This is a genomic window from Pseudomonas sp. 7SR1, assembly GCF_900156465.1.
GTDB lineage: Bacteria > Pseudomonadota > Gammaproteobacteria > Pseudomonadales > Pseudomonadaceae > Aquipseudomonas.
In genome coordinates this window covers 176,028-193,907 of record NZ_LT707064.1, presented here as the reverse complement: position 1 = coordinate 193,907, position 17,880 = coordinate 176,028, and the positions used below count along the sequence as shown (strand labels likewise).

Genomic DNA, 17,880 nt, shown 5'->3' with positions numbered 1-17,880 from the left:
GAAGTGAATTCCCGCCGCAGTGTCAGATCATTGCGCAGCGGCCTGCTGGCGCTTGTTGATCTCGTCCACCAGGCGCTTGGCCAGGGCCGGGTAGTTTTCGTCGAAGTGATGCCCGCCCGGCAGCTGGATGGCTTCACCTACCGCTGTCTTGTCGGTGCAGCCACTTTCGCCGGCTTCTTCGGCGCCATAGATGCACACCACTTTGCCGGCAGGCAACTTGGCCATTTCCGGGCCGGTGGCGGCTTCGGTGCCGGCGTTGCCCAGCCAGCCCTCGACTTCGATCTCGAAGCTGCCGGTGCGGGCGAAGGCCAGCAGGATGATCGCGTCGACCCGTTGCTGTTCGGTGGCCGGCAAGCGATTGTAGATCGCCGGCAGCACGTCGGCTCCGAAGGAGTAGCCAGTCAGGATGAAGCGCTTGGTGCCCCAGATCTGGCGGTAGTGCTGCATCAGTTCGGTCAGGTCCAGTGCGCTCTGTTCCGGGCTCTTGCGCTGCCAGTAGTAGCGCAGGGTGTCGATACCGACCACCGGATAGCCGATCCTGGCCATTTCATCGGCCACGTCACGATCCAGGTCACGCCAGCCGCCATCCCCGGAGAGGAACAGGGTCACGGTGTCCCGGGCCTGGCTGGCGGGCACTTCCACCACCGGAATGGCCAGGCCCCCCTTGCCCTTCTCGGCGCCCACCAGGATCTTGCGCAGCTCGTTGTTCAGCACTTGTGGCAAGGCGATGTCATAGTCGCTGATGCTGGTTTCGGCATTCGGTTGGTCCCGCACGAACCCGGCGCTGGTGTCATCGGGGTTATCGTTCCAGGCCACCAGCCAGTGGCCGTGGGCCGCGCTCTTGGGCAGCAGGTGGGTGCAGCCGGGTTTTTCCAGGGCCAGGTCCACCGAGACGGCCTTGGCCTTGTCATCCTTCTGCTCGGCCAGCCAGCGCCAGGCCAGCACGGCGCCAGGGCCGATGCCGCTGACCAGCGTCGCCGGTCCCTGGAGCTGCCTCAGGCCGGCTTGCAGGGCGCGTCCCTGCAACATGCAGTCCTTGGGCAGGATCACCTGGACGATCAGTGCCGAGCCGCTGCGGCTGAGTGTGCTCAGTTGAGTATCACTCAGCTTCTGCTCTTCATTGACCGCCACCAGGACCTGGGCACGCGGCTTGGTGCCGGGAACGACCCGGGTCATGGGCACGCCGTCGGCAGGCGTCAGTTGTTCAAGGGTAGGTTGCGGGGCGGGGCGGTTCCAGTACCAGTAACCACCCCCCAGGATCACCGCCAGCACCAGCAGGGCGGCCACTACATATCGCCAGGAGCGTTGCATCATCAGCGTTTCACCAGTCCAGTCAGGCCGCCCGCGATCAGGGCGGCGGTATCGGCCAGCGCCACCAGCGGATCGAGTCCGGCGGGCATGGCCATGTAACGAGGTTCCCAGTCAGGCTGGAACTTGTCTTTGAATCGGCGCAGCCCCTGGAAATTGTAGAGCTGCTCGCCACGGCGGAACACCATCGAGCCCAGGCGCTGGGTCAGCGGCGCGCCGCGACGTGGCTGCAGGCCCGACAGCGGGACCATGCCGAGGCTGAAGCGGGCGTAGCCATGGTTTTTGTAATGCTGGATCAGACCGACCATCATGAACTCCATGGTCAGCTTCGGCGCGTCGGGATGGGCACGCATCAGGTCGAGGCTGGCCAGCTCGTGACTGTGGGTTTCCAGCAGGTTGGCGAACGCCACCGGACGGCCCTCGAAGCGAATCACAGCGATGCGGAAGTGCTTGAGGTACTCGTCGCTGAAGCGGCCCAGGGAGAACCCTTTCTCGCGCACGTTCTTGCCGGTCAGCCAGGCATCGGAAATGACCTTGAGTTCATCCATCGGCGCCTGGCCCGGTTCGTGGATTTCCAGGGACAGGCCGTCCCGGGTGCCACGGTTCCAGGTGTAGCGCAGGTCCTTCATTTCCTTGCCCTTGGCCTCGAGGTCGAAACGCTTGAGGTCGATCCGGGCTTCTTCACCCAGCTTGATCGCCGTCAGGCCGATATCCATGTAGTACGGCAGGTTCTCGACCCGTACCTGGTAGAACACCGGGCGGGCGTGGTGGACATCGCACAGGTCACGGAACTGCCAGATCATTTCGGCCCGCTGCTGGGGCGGCCCGATCGGGTCATACAGCGCCACCAGGCTGCGGCCACGACGGGCATACATCAGGAAGGCTTCGTCGTTGGGATGGAACAGCAGCGCCTTGTCGCCGGTCAGGGCCAGGCCGCCGTCGGGTTGTGAAGAGGCCATCAGGATGGTCTTGGCGCGCTCCAGTTCTTGCGCCGTCGGCAAGTGGATCACTGGCCGCGCGGTGCGCAGCAGCCAGGTCAGCGAGACCACCACCAACAGCACCGCTGCCCCCAACAGCGAGCGCAGGCCGCGAGGCGCGTCGGCATCCAGGGTGAACTGCCACCACAGCTGATGACTGTAGGGAACGTCCTGGTAGGCGAACAGCAGCAGCCAGATCGACGCGCCGAGCACGCAGAGACTGGCGATCAGGAACAACGGCGAAAAGGGCAGCTCGGTGAGCCGGCTCGGACGGTAGAAGGAGCGCCGGAACACCGCCAGCAAGGCGGCCGTCAAGGTCAACAGCGTCGCTTCTTCCCAGTCGAACCCCTTGAGCAGCGAGAGCAGGGCACCCACCAGCAGCAAGACGGTGGTCAGCATCCAGGCGGCCGACAGGCGACGACGCAAGCCTTGGGCGAGCAACAGGCACAACACGCCCACCAGGCTGGCGCCGAAGTGGGACGCGTCCACCAGTCGGTGCGGGATCAGGAACCCGATATGCTCCAGGCGCGTATCGATCTCCGGCGTCACGCCGGAAAACAGCAGCACCACGCCAGACAGGAACACCAGCACCGCCAGGACCGGCGCCGCCAGGCCCGAGGCCGCCCGCAGGGTCTGGCGGGTCTGGAACAGTCGTTGTGCTTCGTTGATCAGCAACAATACGCAGGCCACCAGCATGGGCAGTAGCACGTAGATCAGGCGATACAGCAGCAGGGCGGCGGCCAGCGGTGCGGCTCCCAGCTTGTCGGCAAACGCGGCCAGCAGGATCGCTTCGAACACCCCGACGCCGCCCGGCACATGGCTCAGCACCCCGGCCGCCAATGCCAGCAGGTACACCAGCAGGAACGCGCCGAAGGGTGGCGCTTCGGGAAGCAACAGGTACAGCACCGTGGCCGCGGCCGCGACGTCCAGTGCCGTGATCACCAATTGCAGGAATGTCAGGCGTCGGCCCGGCAAGCGCAAGGTGCGGCGTCCGGCCCTGACCAGCAGGCTGTCCCGATGAGGTTGCTCCGGCAGGCGCCGGCGATAGATACCCACCGCCAGGATGCCCATGAGCAACAGTACCGCCACGGAGATCGCCGCCAACAGGGGAGCCGGAAGATGCAGCGCAGCGGAGGCGGCGGGCAGGTTGCTGAGGGTGGCCAGTGCCGCCAGTGGCGGTAGTGCACAACCCAGGGACAGGCTGGCGAACAACGTCATATGGGCGACATCCGCCGCTCCGAGGCCATGGCGGGCGTAAAGTCGGTAGCGCACCGAGCCCCCCGACAGCAGCGACAGGCCGATGGCATTGCCAATGGCGAATGCGGTGAAGCCGCCCAGGATCAATGTCTGCGGCGGCAGCGTCACGCCGGCATAACGGCTGGCGGACCATTCGTAGCCCAAGAGGATGATGAAGCCTGCGACCGTTGCTGCCACGGCGCCAAGCAGGGCGGGGCGAGGCACGTCGAGAATCGAATCGTGCAGTGCGTAAAGGTCGAGTTCGCTCAGGAGATGACGACAGGCGATCAGGGCGATCGCAAACAGCAGCAGCGTGACGGCGAGGCCGATAGGCTGTCGGTACTGACTGATCCGATCCAGCCAGCGCAATCGTTCGGCCTTGATCGGTTGTGTCGCGGAAACTGTATCTTGTGGGTCAGAGTGGGCGCGCATCAATCACCTCTTGAGCTATGCGCGACAGGATGGGGGTATCCAGCCAGGTTACCAATCCCTGCGGCAGAAAATAATTACAAAACTTTTGTAATGAAGCCGATTTTTACCAGACCTAAAAACAGCAGGCACAAAAAAGGCCACTCTTTCGAATGGCCTTTTTCAGACGTTTGGTTGCGGGAGCCGGATTTGAACCGACGACCTTCGGGTTATGAGCCCGACGAGCTACCAGGCTGCTCCATCCCGCGTCTGTGAGGCGGCATTCTACAGGCGAAAGCTTAGGTGTCAACCGTTAAAAGGTCGCGAGGTCAAATTAACGGCCAATCCGCCGTCGACGCGACTAAATGCGCGAAATCAAAAAGAATTGTCCTACAAGCCTGAAGGTCCGGGTCAGCCCATTCCCGACGGGGCGGGCTTGGCCACAGGGCAATGTCACGGCCTGCTGCCGTCTAAAGGTGAAGGGCTTATAGCAGGCGAGCCCGCTGCCAGGGGAAGACGAAACGATCGGGCACAAAAAAGGCCATTCTTTCGAATGGCCTTTTTCAGACGTTTGGTTGCGGGAGCCGGATTTGAACCGACGACCTTCGGGTTATGAGCCCGACGAGCTACCAGGCTGCTCCATCCCGCGTCTGTGAGGCGGCATTCTACAGAGGAACGATGGTCTGTCAACCCCTTGCCCTGAAAAAACTGTTCAGCTTCAAGCGCTTAGCCCTGTAGGAAAGCCATGTGACCGAGCTGTGACGCAGGCGTGGCAAGGGCTTGCGCTCTATCGCGCGCTTCGCCACGATTGAAGAAATGAATTTCTGCGACGTTCTTTTCGCTTATGAAAGATCTTGCAAACTACTGGTGCTATATACAGGTTCCGATGCGATACTGGCGGTCCGATCTATTCCACATCTCGTTTCGCTATGACGCAACGCAAAATCATCCACGTCGACTGTGACTGCTTCTATGCCGCCATCGAGATGCGCGATGACCCGCGACTGGCCGGCAAGCCCATGGCAGTCGGCGGCTCGGCGGATCGACGCGGCGTGATTGCGACCTGCAACTATGAAGCACGGGCCTATGGTGTGCGTTCGGCCATGTCGTCCGGCCATGCCTTGAAACTCTGTCCCGACCTGACCATCGTCAAGCCTCGGATGGACGCCTATCGGGAGGCGTCGAAGGAAATCCACACGATCTTCAGCGATTACACGGACCTGATCGAGCCCCTGTCCCTGGATGAGGCCTACCTGGACGTTTCCGCCAGTGCCCATTTCGGCGGCAGTGCGACCCGTATCGCTCAGGACATTCGTCGCAGGGTCTCCAATCAATTGCACATCACGGTGTCGGCCGGTGTTGCGCCAAACAAATTCCTCGCCAAGATCGCCAGCGACTGGAAGAAACCCAATGGCCTGTTCGTCATCACGCCGGATCAGGTGGAGGACTTCGTCTCGGCCCTGCCGGTCAGCAAGCTTCACGGCGTCGGCAAGGTCACCGCCGACAAACTGAACCGTCTCGGGATCGTCGATTGCCTGCAGTTGCGTCAGTGGGACAAGTTGGCGTTGGTGCGTGAGTTCGGCAGTTTCGGAGAGCGGCTCTGGAACCTGGCCCGTGGAATCGATGAGCGCCTGGTGCACAACGACAGTCGGCGACAGTCCATCAGCGTGGAGAACACCTACGATGTGGACCTGCCCGATCTGGCCAGCTGCCTCGACAAGCTGCCGGAGCTGATGCAGACCCTGAGTGGGCGCATGGCTCGCATCGACAGCAGCTATCGTCCCGGCAAGCCGTTCGTCAAAGTGAAATTCCATGACTTCACCCAGACCACCCTCGAACAGGCGGGGGCAGGGCGGGACCTGGGCAGTTATCAATCGCTCATGACCCAGGCATTCAATCGCGGTGGCAAGCCGGTACGGCTGTTGGGGATCGGGGTGCGGCTGGAGGACTTGCGGGGCGGGTACGAACAGTTGGAGTTGTTCGAGCGGTGAGGGCTCGCCAGGCGTTCCCTGTGGTAAGGGGATTCATCCCCGTTGGGCTGCGAAGCAGCCCCCAAGTAATGCATGCAATCCGTCTGATATACAGGGCTGTCAGGTTTTAGGGCTGCTTCGCAGCCCAGCGGGGCGTTGCGACGGTTTGCTTAATCCCCTCGCCACAGGGACTGCTTCGGATTCTTGGTGCTTTGGCTTCAATTGGCGCCCGGATCCGCCACCAGCCGCCCGCCGTCCTTGGTCAGGGCTTTGAGGAATTCAGTCTGCAATTCCGGATCATTGCGGGTCAGCTCGATCAGGCTCTGCTCCAGCTCGCTGGCTTCTTCTTCCAGGCCCAGCTCCGACAGGCGCTTGACCCGGTGGACCCACTGGCTCACTTCGTCGTCTTCCAGGTCGTCATAGATCAAGGCATGGGCTTCCACCAGCTTGCTGCGCAGGTTGCTGCTGATGCTCAGGGACGAATCGGTATGCACTTCGTCCAGGGTGTCCGTCACGCTGATCTGCAACTTGCCCAGATGGCTCGGGTCATGCTCGGCGAACGGGCTTTCCAGCAGGTTCAAGCGCAGCACACCGTTGCGGTCGGTGCTCAGCTCGAAGGTCTGCCGCGCAGCCTTGACTTGCACGGGGCGTTCGCTCCAGGGCAGGCTCGAATATTCGGTACGCTTGTCGCGCTGGACTTCGTCGATGCCGGCAAGGTTCTGTTGGGCGCGGCCATGGGATGGCGCGTTCATGAACGGATTGAGCCCGGCGACACCGTAGCTGATCCAGTCGTGGGTCGCGCTGTCAGGCACGTTGCCCAGGGTGAGCACATTGGCCACGTTCGCGCCGATGCCGGCCACTACCGCCACGGCGCCGAGGGGGATCTCGTAGATCTCCCGCCAGGGCTGGTAGGGCGTGTAGCGGTCGTAATGGCGCGTGACCTCGAACTCGGTGACCTCGAAGGTCTTCTGCTCGTTGATGCGTACCCGGCGCTGCGGCAGGTCGAGCACCTTGGGTTCGCCCACGTCGATCTGCAGGCTGTGATCGAGCAGTTTGCGCTCGACCCGCTCTTCGTGCTCGCTGCGTTGCGACATCTGGTTGGCGCAGCCGCTGACCAACAGGGCGCCGCACAATGCGGCGCCACCGAGGCCTAAGGTGTTTCGCTTGAACATGACGTCTCTATCTGGTGTCAGCGGCGGATACGAGCCTGGAGGAAAGAGAGCACGTCGGCGACCGGCAGCGCTTGCGGCTCGGCCTCGGTACGGCTCTTGTATTCCAGGTTGCCTTCGGCCAGGCCGCGATCACTGACGACGATCCGGTGCGGGATGCCGATCAGTTCCATGTCCGCGAACTTGATGCCGGGGCTGGTTTTCTTGTCGCGATCGTCCAGCAGCACTTCGAAGCCGGCGGCCGTCAGTTCGGCGTAGAGCTTGTCGGTGGCTTCGCGTACCAGGTCGGTCTCGTAGCGCAACGGCACCAGGGCGATCTGGAACGGCGCCAGGGCGTCGCTCCAGATGATGCCTTTCTCGTCGTTGTTCTGCTCGATGGCCGCCGCCACGACACGGGAGACGCCGATACCGTAGCAACCCATTTCCAGGGTGACCGGCTTGCCATTCTCGCCCAGCACTTCGCACTTCATCGCCTTGCTGTACTTGTTGCCCAGCTGGAAGATGTGCCCGACTTCGATGCCGCGCTTGATTTCCAGCACGCCCTTGCCGTCCGGGCTCGGGTCGCCCGCCACGACGTTGCGCAGGTCGGCGACGGTAGGAACGGGCAGGTCACGTTCCCAGTTCACGCCGAAATAGTGCTTGTCGTCGATGTTGGCGCCGATGGCGAAGTCGCTCATCAATGCCACCGAGCGGTCGATGATGATCGGCAGCGGCAGGTTCAGCGGGCCAAGGGAGCCGGCACCGGCGCCGATGGCATCGCGCAGCTCGGCGTCGGTGGCCATGACCAGCGGGCTGGCGACGCCTGGCTGGTTGGCGGCCTTGATTTCGTTCAGCTCATGGTCGCCACGGATGATCAGGGCGATCAGCTTGCCCTCTTCTTCGGCGCGGACGATCAGGGTCTTGATGGTGCGCTCGATGGGCAGGTTGTAGCCTTCCACCAGTTGGGCGATGGTCTTGGTGTTCGGGGTGTCCACCAGGCGCAGCTCTTCGCTCGGCGCGGGACGGAAGGTTTCCCGTGGCACGGCTTCGGCTTTCTCGATGTTGGCGGCGTAGTCCGAGCCGTTGCTGAAGACGATGTCGTCTTCGCCGGATTCGGCCAGTACGTGGAACTCGTGGGAGCCCGCGCCGCCGATGGAGCCGTTGTCGGCCTCGACCGGCCGGAACTTCAGGCCCAGGCGGGTGAATACGTTGCAGTACGCCTGGTGCATGCGGTCGTAGGTGACCTGCAGCGATGCCAGGTCGGTATGGAACGAGTAGGCGTCCTTCATGATGAATTCGCGCCCGCGCATCAGGCCGAAACGTGGACGGATCTCGTCACGGAACTTGGTCTGGATCTGATACAGGTTGATGGGCAGCTGCTTATAGCTGCTCAACTCGTTGCGCATCAGGTCGGTGATCACTTCCTCGTGAGTCGGGCCGGCGCAAAAGTCGCGACCGTGGCGGTCCTTGATGCGCAGCAACTCGGGGCCGTACTCTTCCCAGCGCCCGGACTCCTGCCACAACTCGGCCGGTTGGGTGCCCGGCATCAACACTTCCAGAGAGCCGGCGGCGTTCATTTCTTCACGCACGATGGCTTCCACCTTGCGCATGACTCGCAGGCCCATCGGCAGCCAGGTGTACAGGCCCGAAGCGAGTTTGCGGATCATGCCGGCACGCAGCATCAGTTGATGGCTGATCACGACGGCGTCGGAAGGCGTTTCTTTCTGTGTGGCGAGCAAAAATTGACTGGTGCGCATGGTTGGCCGTTGTCGGTTGCTGATGACTGGAAGTGACGGAGCATTGTACGGGCGAGATGCCCTGGCGTACAGGCGCGTGGCTGCTCCCCGGGTGCGAACGCCGGTTTCCCCGGCGGTTACTGAAGTTTCCTACGAATCTTCCGCGGGTCGGGTGGGTGCCGGCTCCACAGGCGTGGTTTCGCCCTGGCGACGGTTCTCCTGGAACCAGTGCAGGCCGATCAGCAGCAGGGTCGGCACACCCAGCAGGGCGGTGATCAGGAAGAAGTTATGGTAGCCGAACTTTTCCACCATCACCCCGGAATAGCCGCCGATCAAGCGTGGCAGCAACAGCATGATCGAGCTGAGCAAGGCGTACTGGGTGGCAGAGAATTTCAGGTTGGTCAGGCTCGACAGGTACGCCACGAATGCCGAGGTGGCGAGGCCCGAGCTGAAGTTGTCCAGCGAGATGGTCACCACCAGCATGTTCAGGTTGGGGCCCATGTCGGTGAGGATCAGGAACAGGATATTGGTGGCGGCCGAGGCGATGCCACCGATGAGCAGGATCGGCAGGATGCCGAAGCGCACGATCAGCAGGCCGCCCATGCCGGCGCCGACGAGGGTCATGATCAACCCGAAGATCTTGCTGACGCTGGCGATCTGGTCCTTGGTGAAGCCCTGGTCGATGTAGAACACGTTGGCCATGACGCCCATCACGGTGTCGGACATCCGGTACGTGGCGATCAGTCCGAGCAGCAGCAGCGCCTGCCAGCGATAGCGCAGGATGAAATCGTTGATGGGCGTCAGCACCGGCGCCAACCCGCGGCGCCCCATGGCCGACAGGCACATGGCGGTCAGGATGATGTAGAGGATGGCCCGCAGGAAGGCGCGATCTTCGAGCAGCAGGTCCAGCAGGCTCACCCCTTCGAACAGCACGCTGGCGAAATCGGTGTTGTAGAGCTGGGTGAACATGGCCGGGACCGATACCAGCAGCACGATGAGCACGAACACCGACGCCAGCTGGTGGACGAAGGTGTAGCGTCCGGCCTGCAGTTGCGTGCGCAACGGCACAGGCGGTTCGCGCATGAACAGCGAGGTGAGCAGGGCCGGCACCATCAGCACGCCGAACAACAGGTAGGTGCCGGCCCAGGCCGAGTGCTTGTAGCTGAAGCCGGTGGAGCCAAATCCTTCGGCGAAGAACAGGGCGCCCGCAGTGGCCAGCAACGCGGCGACCCGATAGCCGGACATGTAGCTGGCGGCCAGGGCAGCCTGGCGGGTGTCGTCGACGATCTCCAGGCGATAGGCGTCGACGGCGATGTCCTGGGTGGCCGAGGCGAAGGCCACGATCACCGCGATGGCGATCAACCAGGAGAGGTGTTTTTGCGGGTCGCAGAAACCCATGCCGATCAGGCCCAGGATCACCAGGCCCTGGGAGAGCACCAGCCAGGAACGGCGTCGCCCCAGTTTGCCCAGCAGTGGCAGGCGCCACTGGTCGAGCAGCGGCGACCAGACCCACTTGAAGGCGTATGCCAGGCCGATCAGGCTCGCGTAGCCGATGGTCTCGCGGGCCACGCCAGCCTCGCGCAACCAGACCGAAAGCGTGGAAAACACCAGCATGTAGGGCAAGCCGGCGGCGAAGCCAAGCAGCAACAGCACGAGCGTCGAGGGACTGGCATAGGCGGCGAGGGCGGCGCGCCAGGTTTTACGGGGCATGGGCTGAAGTCTGCCTCAAAAATTGCGAAAACAAAGCGCGCACTCTAACCGCTGTGCTCTACCGGGCGCCAGCCATGACGCCGAATATCAACACGATTGTTCAGGACACTGATGCCCTCCAGGCGCAGGCGTGCCCGCTGTTCGTCCCCTGAAGCGCTGCCCGCCGGCAGGCTGATCCGACCGCCGGCACCCAGCACCCGGTGCCAGGGCAGTCGGGTGTCCTCGGGCAACTGGCTGAGGGTTCGGCCGACCCAGCGGGCCGCACGGCCCAGGCCGGCCATTTCGGCGAGCTGACCATAGGTGACCACCTTGCCGGCCGGCACCTGCGCCAGGGTCAGGTAAAGAGTGGTGCGGCGGATTTGCGCGGCGTCTTCGGTGGCCGCTGGAAGATCAGTCACATTGGGTTTTCCTGAAAGAAGTGTCCGTCCGTAGATTAATTCCTACAGGACCGGTTGAGAAATGAACTCATTCCCCATACGCGGGTCAGTCGTTGCTGAGGTGTCATCCCGGGGGATAATGCCGCCTTTTCACCGAAAACTTGAGCCCATTATCGCTTATGTTGTCCAGAACCCTGTTATGCCTAGCTGTCACCAGCGCCTCCATGCCCTTGCTTGCCGATACCGTCTGGCTGAAGAACGGCGACAAGCTTAGCGGAAAGATCACCGTTTTCGATGGCGGCAAATTGCTGATCCAGACCGAGTATGCGGGTGCGGTCCCCATCGACTGGAACCAGGTCAAGACCCTTGAGAGCGACCAGCAGCTACTGGTCAAGCAGGACGCCTACTCCGGTGAAAAAGCCAAGGCCCTGCAAGCGGCCGACGACGGCAAGGTCACCCTGGCCAACGGTGACGAACCCAAGACGGTGGAATTGGCGAGTATCCAGCAGATTCTCAAGCCCAAGCCGGTGGTCGAAGACCTGGTGTGGAAGGGCAACATCGATGCCGCGCTGGATTATCAACGCGCGGAAAACGATACCGACGATTACGACATCGATTTCAAGACTTCGGCGCGCCATGGCCGATGGCGGCATACCGCCGAGGGCGAATACAACCGTGAATTCCAGGATGACGTGGTTTCGGCCGATAACTGGAGGCTGGAATATTCCCTGGACCGGTTCCTGACGGACAAGTGGTTCTGGCAGGGTCGCCTCAATTACAAGCGCGACAAGGTCGAAGACCTGGCCCGCCAGCGCGTGGTGGGTACCGGTCCGGGCTATCAGTTCTGGGATGACGAACTCGGGGCGTTCTCGCTGGGCTCGCTGTTGAACCGCACGGACTACGAGTACCGGGACGGCGGCAAGGACAATTTCTATTCCGTTGCCATGAAGTGGGACTACAACCGCTATCTCATAGGCAAGCGCGTCGAGTTCTTTACCAACGGCGAAGTGGGCAAGCCGCTGTCCGGGGTCGCGGAGTATGCCTATGACGCCGAGGTGGGGCTGCGCTACAAGGTCACCGACTGGGCATCGCTCAACCTCAAGGCCGAGAAGGATGTCATCGAGGGCACCGAGGACAGCGACCTGAGCAAGACCCGCTACACGGCCGGGTTTGGCGTGACCTGGTAATCCCGGGCCAGGGATAAACCCTGTGGGAGCGAGCCTGCTCGCGATAGCGGCAGATCAGCCATACCCAGGCTGACTGACAAATGGCTATCGCGAGCAGGCTCGCTCCCACAGTTTTTTGTGCCTGGTTAAAGCAGGCAGGCATAAAAAAGCCCCGCTTTTGAGGGCGGGGCTTTTGCTGGATCAGGAAAAGTTAGATAACTGTTACTTCTTCAGCTTGCATGCCTTTCTGGCCGCGAGTAGCGACGAAAGAAACCTGCTGGCCTTCTTTCAGGCTTTTGAAGCCGTCAGATTGGATGGCTTTGAAGTGTACGAACAGATCGTCACCGGATTGTGGGGTGATGAAGCCGAAGCCTTTTTCATCGTTGAACCACTTGACGGTACCGGTTTGGCGATTAGACATGGTGTAACTCCTTGGACAAAGATAACTGCGACTCAGGAAGAACCCTGGCCGAGACTGAGTGCAAAGAGCAGGAAAAATTCTTGTAGATGGTTGGATCGAAATTCAACATATCGTGTAGAGATTCTCAGTGACACAAGCAGCACAGTGACGCCACCTTAACCCTTTTTCCGTAACGTGCCAATGGTCTTTGCGAAGGTTTCTCGGTTTTAGTGACTGACGGCGCGCGCGATTGCCGGCAGGCCCCGTAAATCAAGGCGGATCGGCGAGATTTGCTCGCTGCACTTTGAACCCGTCCCGCGCCCCGGTAAGATGCCGGACAGTTTTTCTCCACCTCGCTATCAGGACACCCGCCATGAGCATCAAATCGGACAAGTGGATTCGCCGCATGGCGCAAGAGCACGGCATGATCGAGCCTTTCGTGGAGCGCCAGATGCGTGGCGAAGGCGCCGACCGGCTGATTTCCTTCGGTGTCTCCAGCTACGGCTACGACGTACGCTGCGCCGATGAGTTCAAGGTGTTCACCAACATCAATTCGGCCACTGTCGACCCGAAGAACTTCGACGAGAAGAGTTTCGTCGACATCAAGAGTGACGTCTGCATCATCCCACCGAACTCCTTCGCCCTGGCACGCACGGTCGAGTACTTCCGCATCCCGCGCAACGTGTTGACCATCTGCCTGGGCAAGAGCACCTATGCCCGTTGCGGCATCATCGTCAACGTCACGCCGCTGGAACCGGAGTGGGAAGGGCACGTGACCCTGGAGTTTTCCAACACCACCACCCTGCCGGCGAAAATCTATGCCAACGAAGGCGTGGCGCAGATGCTGTTCCTCGAGTCCGATGAAGAGTGCGAAGTGTCCTACAAGGACCGTGGCGGCAAATACCAGGGTCAACGCGGTGTGACATTGCCGCGTACCTGATTCTGACGAGTTGTTGGAATTCCTGAGCGGGCAGATACTCTATCCAGATGTACTGCCCGTTTTTGCCTCAGCGCGACGGGCCTTCGCTCAGGAGTAGCTCTATGAAGATCGATCCGCGCATCAGTGCCGAACTGGCAAGGCTTGAGCCCAACCAGATCGGCGTCCTGGCTTGGTCCTTGCTGGCCCACCCTGTCGAAGCAGCGGGAGGCATACCCGGCCAACCCGATCCCGACACCCCCAACGAGCAACCCACCGAACCCGGCGAGCCGACCTTGCCGGACGAGCCGCCTCCCGCCCCTGTAGCCTGACGAAAGGCTGGCCCATCGATCGAACACCGGCAATGTTTCAGTCGATGGGCCAGATTTCGTTGTCGCCGATCACGAATATCCGGCAGTCGTTGTCCTGCTCGATCCGATAACCCCCTGTGAACGCGCCAAAGGCGGGCAGCAGGCTGATCTCGCTGCCCAGGCGAAAACAGGCCAGGCGAAGGCGCTGGCGCCCCTTTCCACTGAGGTGGTAGACCGGGTGCACGTGCCCGGCCAGGACATGGCGGCTCGGATGCGGCTCGGGCTCGTGCTGCACAGCGAAAGGGCCCAGCAGCAAAGGCTCCGGTACGACGCGAATGTTCAGCGCGGGCGGTGGGTCGCCGGCGCGCTTGTCGTGGTTGCCGCGAATCAGCGTGATCGCCAGGTGCGGATGTCGTTCACGCCATTGGGAAAGCGCCTTCAGGGTGCCCGGCGCATGGGATCCCGGGCCGTGGAGAAAATCCCCAAGGAAGATCAGTTGCCGGCACGGCAGGCTTGCCAGCAGCGAGTCCAGGGCCTCGATGTTGCTGGCGGTGGTGCCGTGTGGCACTGGCTGGCCGAGGCTGCGGTAGGCGGCGGCCTTGCCGAAATGGGCATCCGCCACCATCAGGGTTTCCTGGGCGGGCCAGTACAGGGCTTTCTGGGGCAACAGCCAGAGTTCTTCGCCGGCCAGATGGACAGGATACGGGGCGGGCATCAGCGATCACCCTGATCGGCGGTTTCTTCCAGCTCTCTGACCATCCGGCGGATCCGATCGGCCAGTTTTTCCGAACTCATGCTCTCCCTGAACCGCTCCACCAGCAACGGGAACCCCAGGGGAGTGGGGCGCTGGATGGCATGCAGGTCCAGTGTCAGGGTATCGAGGCGTTCCAAGGTCTGCTCCAGTCGACGTATATCCAGTTCTTCACGCAGGACCTCTTCCCCGGCCTGGGCCAGCAAGAGGTTATCGGCGTCGTATTGCTTGAACACCTGAAAGAACAACCCGCTGGACGCCTGGACCTGCCGGGTACTTTTGGGCGCGCCGGGGTAACCGGCGAATACCAGTCCGGCGATCCGGGCGATTTCACGAAAGCGCCGCAGGGCCAGTTCCCCGGCATTGAGACTGGCAAGCACGTCGGCCAGCAGGTTGTCCGTGCTCAGGAGTGCGCCATCGAGCTGTCGCGACCAATCCACCGCCGTGGCGCTGAGCAGTTCCAGGCCGTAATCGTTGACCGCGATGGAAAACGTCAGGGGTTGCCGCTGGCTGATGCGCCACGCCAGCAGGCTGGCAAGCCCCAGGTGCACCTGGCGTCCGGCGAACGGATACAGGAACAGATGCCAGCCTTCACGGGATTTCAGGGTCTCGGCCAGCAGCGTCTGCTGCGTGGGCAAGCCGGACCAGCGCTGCTGGGTCGACAGCAGCGGTTGCACTGCCTGCATTTCCGGCCCCTGGAAGCGCCCCGCGGCGGCTTCGCTCAGGCGTGCCACCACGGCGGCGGCCAGTTCGCTGGAAAGTGGCATCCGCCCGCCGTTCCAGCGTGGCACGGCGGCTTTTTTCGCCTGGCTGCGACGTACATAGGCGGTCATGTCTTCGACTCGCACCAACTCCAGCAAGCGCCCGGCGAAGAGGAAACCGTCACCGGGACGCAGGCGGGCGATGAAGCCTTCCTCCACGCTGCCCAGGGTCTTGCCGCCTCCACCCTTGCTCCAGAATTTCAGTTGCAGGCTGGCGTCGCTGACGATGGTGCCGATGCTCATGCGATGACGCCGGGCCAGGCGTGCGTCGGGTACCCGCCAGACGCCCTGTTCGTCGGGCTCTACCCTTCGGTAGTCGGGGTAGGCTGTCAACGACAGGCCGCCATGGCGCACGAACGCCAGGGCCCAGGCCCATTCGGCTGCGTTCAGGTCGCGATAGGCCCAGGCACTCCGTACTTCCTCGAACAACGCCTCGGGAATGAAGCCGCCGCCCAGGGCCATGCTGACCAGATGTTGCACCAGGACATCCAGAGGCTTGTGGGGCGATTCCCGAGGTTCGATGCGCCGTTGCGCCACGGCATCCTGGGCGGCGGCCGCCTCGATCAGTTCCAGGCTGTGGGTCGGCACCAGGGTGACCCGCGAGGTCCGGCCCGGCGCGTGGCCGGAGCGTCCGGCTCGCTGCATCAGCCGTGCCACGCCCTTGGCCGAGCCGATCTGCAGCACCCGCTCCACCGGCAGGAAATCCACCCCCAGATCCAGGCTCGAGGTGCATACCACGGCCCTGAGCTGGCCGTCCTTCAGGGCCCGTTCGACCCAATCCCGGGTCTCGCGGGACAGCGAGCTGTGATGCAATGCGATCAGGCCGGCCCAGTCGGGCCTGGCTTCCAGCAAGGCCTGGTACCAGATCTCCGATTGGGCCCGGGTGTTGGTGAAGACCAGGCAACTGCTGCTGGCCTCGATTTCGGCGACGACCTGGGGCAGCATCTTCAGGCCGATGTGTCCGGCCCAGGGGAACCGTTCGAGGGCGGGAGGGATCAGCGTGTCGACTTGCAATGCCTTGGCGTTGGCTCCTTGCACGCTGACCCCGTTGCCTTGGGGAATCAATACCTGCTCGGCGTGGGCCTGGTTGCCGAGGGTGGCGGACACCCCCCAGACGATGAGTCCGGGGTGCCAGTGCCGCAAGCGCGCCAAAGCCAGCTGCAGCTGCACGCCGCGCTTGTTGCCGAGCAGCTCGTGCCATTCGTCCACTACGACCATGCGCAAGGTCGAGACGGCGGCTTGCGCATCGGCCCGGGCAAGCAGCAGGGTCAGGCTTTCAGGCGTGGTGATCAGCGCGGTAGGCAGGCGCCTGCCCTGGCGGGCCCGTTCGCTGGCGCTGGTGTCCCCGGTGCGCAGTCCGACGCTCCAGTTGATCTGCAGCGGCGCCAGCGGTGCTTCGAGTGCCTTGCCGGTGTCGGCGGCCAGCGCCCGCATGGGCGTGATCCACAGGACGGTCAGCGGTTCGGCCGGTGGCTTGCGTTTGCGAGGTTTATCCGGCGGCGGTGCCGGATGGGCAAAACGATCGAGGGCGGCAAACCATACCGCGTAGGTCTTGCCCGCGCCGGTGCTGGCGTGCAGCAGCCCGCAGTCGCCTCGTTTTACTGCGGCCCATACCTGTTTCTGAAAGGCGAACGGCTTCCAGCCGCGGGCGCCGAACCACTGGTTTGCGAAATTGTTGGATGTCGCCATGCCTGCCGCGCGCGTCCTGAAAGTCCTTCTTCAGAGACCACGGCGGGCCATGAAAGGTTTTAAAGAACCCTGTGGCGAGGGATTCATCCCCGCTGGACTGCGAAGCAGCCCGAAAGCTCAGGAATGATTTGCCAGACGCACCGAGGCGATCGACTGAGGAGCAGCTGCGCAGCCCAACGGGGATGAATCCCCTCGCCACAAGAGTGGTAGCTGGCCCCTCGATTCAGCTGTGCCGAGGGTTATTTCAGGTTGCCACTGAGGAACTGCTTGAGTCGTTCGCTCCTGGGATTGCCCAGCACGTCTTCCGGCGCGCCTTCTTCTTCCACCAGCCCCTGATGCAGAAACAGCACCTGGTTCGAGACCTTGCGGGCGAAGCTCATTTCATGGGTCACCATGATCATGGTCCGACCTTCTTCGGCCAGGCCCTGGATGACCTTCAGCACTTCACCCACCAACTCGGGGTCCAGGGCGGAAGTGGGTTCGTCGAACAGCATCACCTCCGGCTCCATCGCCAGGGCCCGGGCGATGGCCACCCGCTGTTGCTGGCCGCCGGAAAGAAACGCCGGGTATTGCTCGGCGACCCGCGCCGGCAGGCCAACCTTGTCGAGGTAGCGACGGGCACGGGCCTCGGCCTCCTGCTTGTCGACCCCCAGCACCCGGCGTGGCGCCATGGTGATGTTTTCCAGTACGGTCATGTGGCTCCACAGGTTGAAGTGCTGGAACACCATGGCCAGGCGCGTGCGGATGCGTTGCAGTTCGTTCGGGTCGGCCACGTGCATGCCGTGGTGATCCTTGACCATGCGGATCGATTGGCCGTCCAGGCTCATGGCGCCGTCGTTGGGTTGTTCCAGGAAGTTGATGCAGCGCAGGAACGTGCTTTTCCCCGAACCGCTGGCGCCGATCAGGCTGATGACGTCGCCGGTCCTGGCCTTGAGGGAAACGCCTTTGAGCACCTGATGTTGGCCATAGCTTTTGTGCAGGCCTTCGATGGTCAGTTTGTACATGGAGCATGCATC

At 62.7% G+C, this 17,880-nt stretch carries 14 protein-coding genes and 2 tRNA genes; 4 read left to right on the top strand and 12 right to left on the bottom strand.

Features of this window, described 5'->3' with window-relative positions:
- Positions 1-27: 27 nt before the first annotated feature.
- From BW992_RS00905 to BW992_RS00890, 4 genes are all read right to left on the bottom strand, one after another.
- The gene (locus BW992_RS00905) at positions 28-1,314 is read right to left on the bottom strand and encodes a virulence factor family protein (protein WP_072387795.1); all 1,287 of its coding nucleotides are present in this window, start codon (positions 1,312-1,314) and stop codon (positions 28-30) included.
- Positions 1,314-3,953, bottom strand: a complete 2,640-nt coding sequence (mprF, locus tag BW992_RS00900; protein ID WP_072387794.1) for a bifunctional lysylphosphatidylglycerol flippase/synthetase MprF — start codon at positions 3,951-3,953, stop codon at positions 1,314-1,316. The genes BW992_RS00905 and mprF overlap by 1 nt, the downstream gene beginning before the upstream one ends.
- A 168-nt stretch (positions 3,954-4,121) precedes the next feature.
- Positions 4,122-4,198, bottom strand: a tRNA-Met gene (locus tag BW992_RS00895).
- Between the two features lie 303 nt (positions 4,199-4,501).
- Positions 4,502-4,578 (bottom strand) — tRNA-Met (locus tag BW992_RS00890).
- 280 nt (positions 4,579-4,858) lie between these two features.
- Between BW992_RS00890 and dinB the strand changes: the two genes are divergently transcribed.
- Positions 4,859-5,920 carry a DNA polymerase IV gene (gene dinB, locus BW992_RS00885; protein WP_072387793.1) on the top strand — a complete coding sequence of 354 codons (1,062 nt, stop codon included), beginning with the start codon at positions 4,859-4,861 and terminating at the stop codon, positions 5,918-5,920.
- A 197-nt stretch (positions 5,921-6,117) separates the two neighbouring features.
- On the opposite strand, the gene BW992_RS00880 is transcribed toward dinB, so the two are convergent.
- The 4 genes from BW992_RS00880 to BW992_RS00865 all read right to left on the bottom strand — a co-directional run bounded on the left by BW992_RS00880 (position 6,118) and on the right by BW992_RS00865 (position 10,891).
- On the bottom strand, positions 6,118-7,071 hold the full coding sequence (locus BW992_RS00880) for a hypothetical protein (protein WP_072387791.1): 954 nt from the start codon (positions 7,069-7,071) through the stop codon (positions 6,118-6,120).
- A 17-nt stretch (positions 7,072-7,088) separates the two neighbouring features.
- Positions 7,089-8,804: a proline--tRNA ligase gene (locus BW992_RS00875; RefSeq protein ID WP_072387790.1), complete on the bottom strand. Its 1,716-nt coding sequence runs from the start codon at positions 8,802-8,804 to the stop codon at positions 7,089-7,091.
- 129 nt (positions 8,805-8,933) lie between these two features.
- Positions 8,934-10,493 carry an AmpG family muropeptide MFS transporter gene (locus BW992_RS00870; protein WP_072387789.1) on the bottom strand — a complete coding sequence of 520 codons (1,560 nt, stop codon included), beginning with the start codon at positions 10,491-10,493 and terminating at the stop codon, positions 8,934-8,936.
- A 44-nt stretch (positions 10,494-10,537) separates the two neighbouring features.
- Positions 10,538-10,891, bottom strand: coding sequence for an MGMT family protein (locus BW992_RS00865; protein WP_072387788.1), 354 nt, complete (start codon positions 10,889-10,891; stop codon positions 10,538-10,540).
- 158 nt (positions 10,892-11,049) lie between these two features.
- On the opposite strand from BW992_RS00865, the gene BW992_RS00860 reads away from it, so the two are divergent.
- On the top strand, positions 11,050-12,057 hold the full coding sequence (locus tag BW992_RS00860) for a DUF481 domain-containing protein (protein WP_072387787.1): 1,008 nt from the start codon (positions 11,050-11,052) through the stop codon (positions 12,055-12,057).
- Positions 12,058-12,247: 190 nt separating this feature from the next.
- On the opposite strand, the gene BW992_RS00855 is transcribed toward BW992_RS00860, so the two are convergent.
- Positions 12,248-12,457 carry a cold-shock protein gene (locus tag BW992_RS00855; RefSeq protein WP_024780123.1) on the bottom strand — a complete coding sequence of 70 codons (210 nt, stop codon included), beginning with the start codon at positions 12,455-12,457 and terminating at the stop codon, positions 12,248-12,250.
- A gap of 352 nt (positions 12,458-12,809) precedes the next feature.
- Here BW992_RS00855 and dcd point away from each other — a divergent pair, with 352 nt between their 5' ends.
- Complete coding sequence (gene dcd / locus BW992_RS00850) at positions 12,810-13,376, top strand: dCTP deaminase (protein WP_017126297.1); 567 nt, start codon at positions 12,810-12,812, stop codon at positions 13,374-13,376.
- Positions 13,377-13,477: 101 nt separating this feature from the next.
- Positions 13,478-13,684 carry a hypothetical protein gene (locus BW992_RS00845; protein ID WP_072387785.1) on the top strand — a complete coding sequence of 69 codons (207 nt, stop codon included), beginning with the start codon at positions 13,478-13,480 and terminating at the stop codon, positions 13,682-13,684.
- 37 nt (positions 13,685-13,721) lie between these two features.
- On the opposite strand, the gene pdeM is transcribed toward BW992_RS00845, so the two are convergent.
- From pdeM to BW992_RS00830, 3 genes are all read right to left on the bottom strand, one after another.
- Positions 13,722-14,378, bottom strand: coding sequence for a ligase-associated DNA damage response endonuclease PdeM (pdeM, locus tag BW992_RS00840; protein ID WP_072387783.1), 657 nt, complete (start codon positions 14,376-14,378; stop codon positions 13,722-13,724).
- Positions 14,378-16,864 carry a ligase-associated DNA damage response DEXH box helicase gene (locus tag BW992_RS00835; protein ID WP_076405319.1) on the bottom strand — a complete coding sequence of 829 codons (2,487 nt, stop codon included), beginning with the start codon at positions 16,862-16,864 and terminating at the stop codon, positions 14,378-14,380. Before BW992_RS00835 ends, pdeM begins: the two co-directional genes overlap by 1 nt.
- A gap of 239 nt (positions 16,865-17,103) precedes the next feature.
- On the bottom strand, positions 17,104-17,868 hold the full coding sequence (locus BW992_RS00830) for an ABC transporter ATP-binding protein (RefSeq protein WP_072387779.1): 765 nt from the start codon (positions 17,866-17,868) through the stop codon (positions 17,104-17,106).
- Between the last annotated feature and the right edge of the window lie 12 nt (positions 17,869-17,880).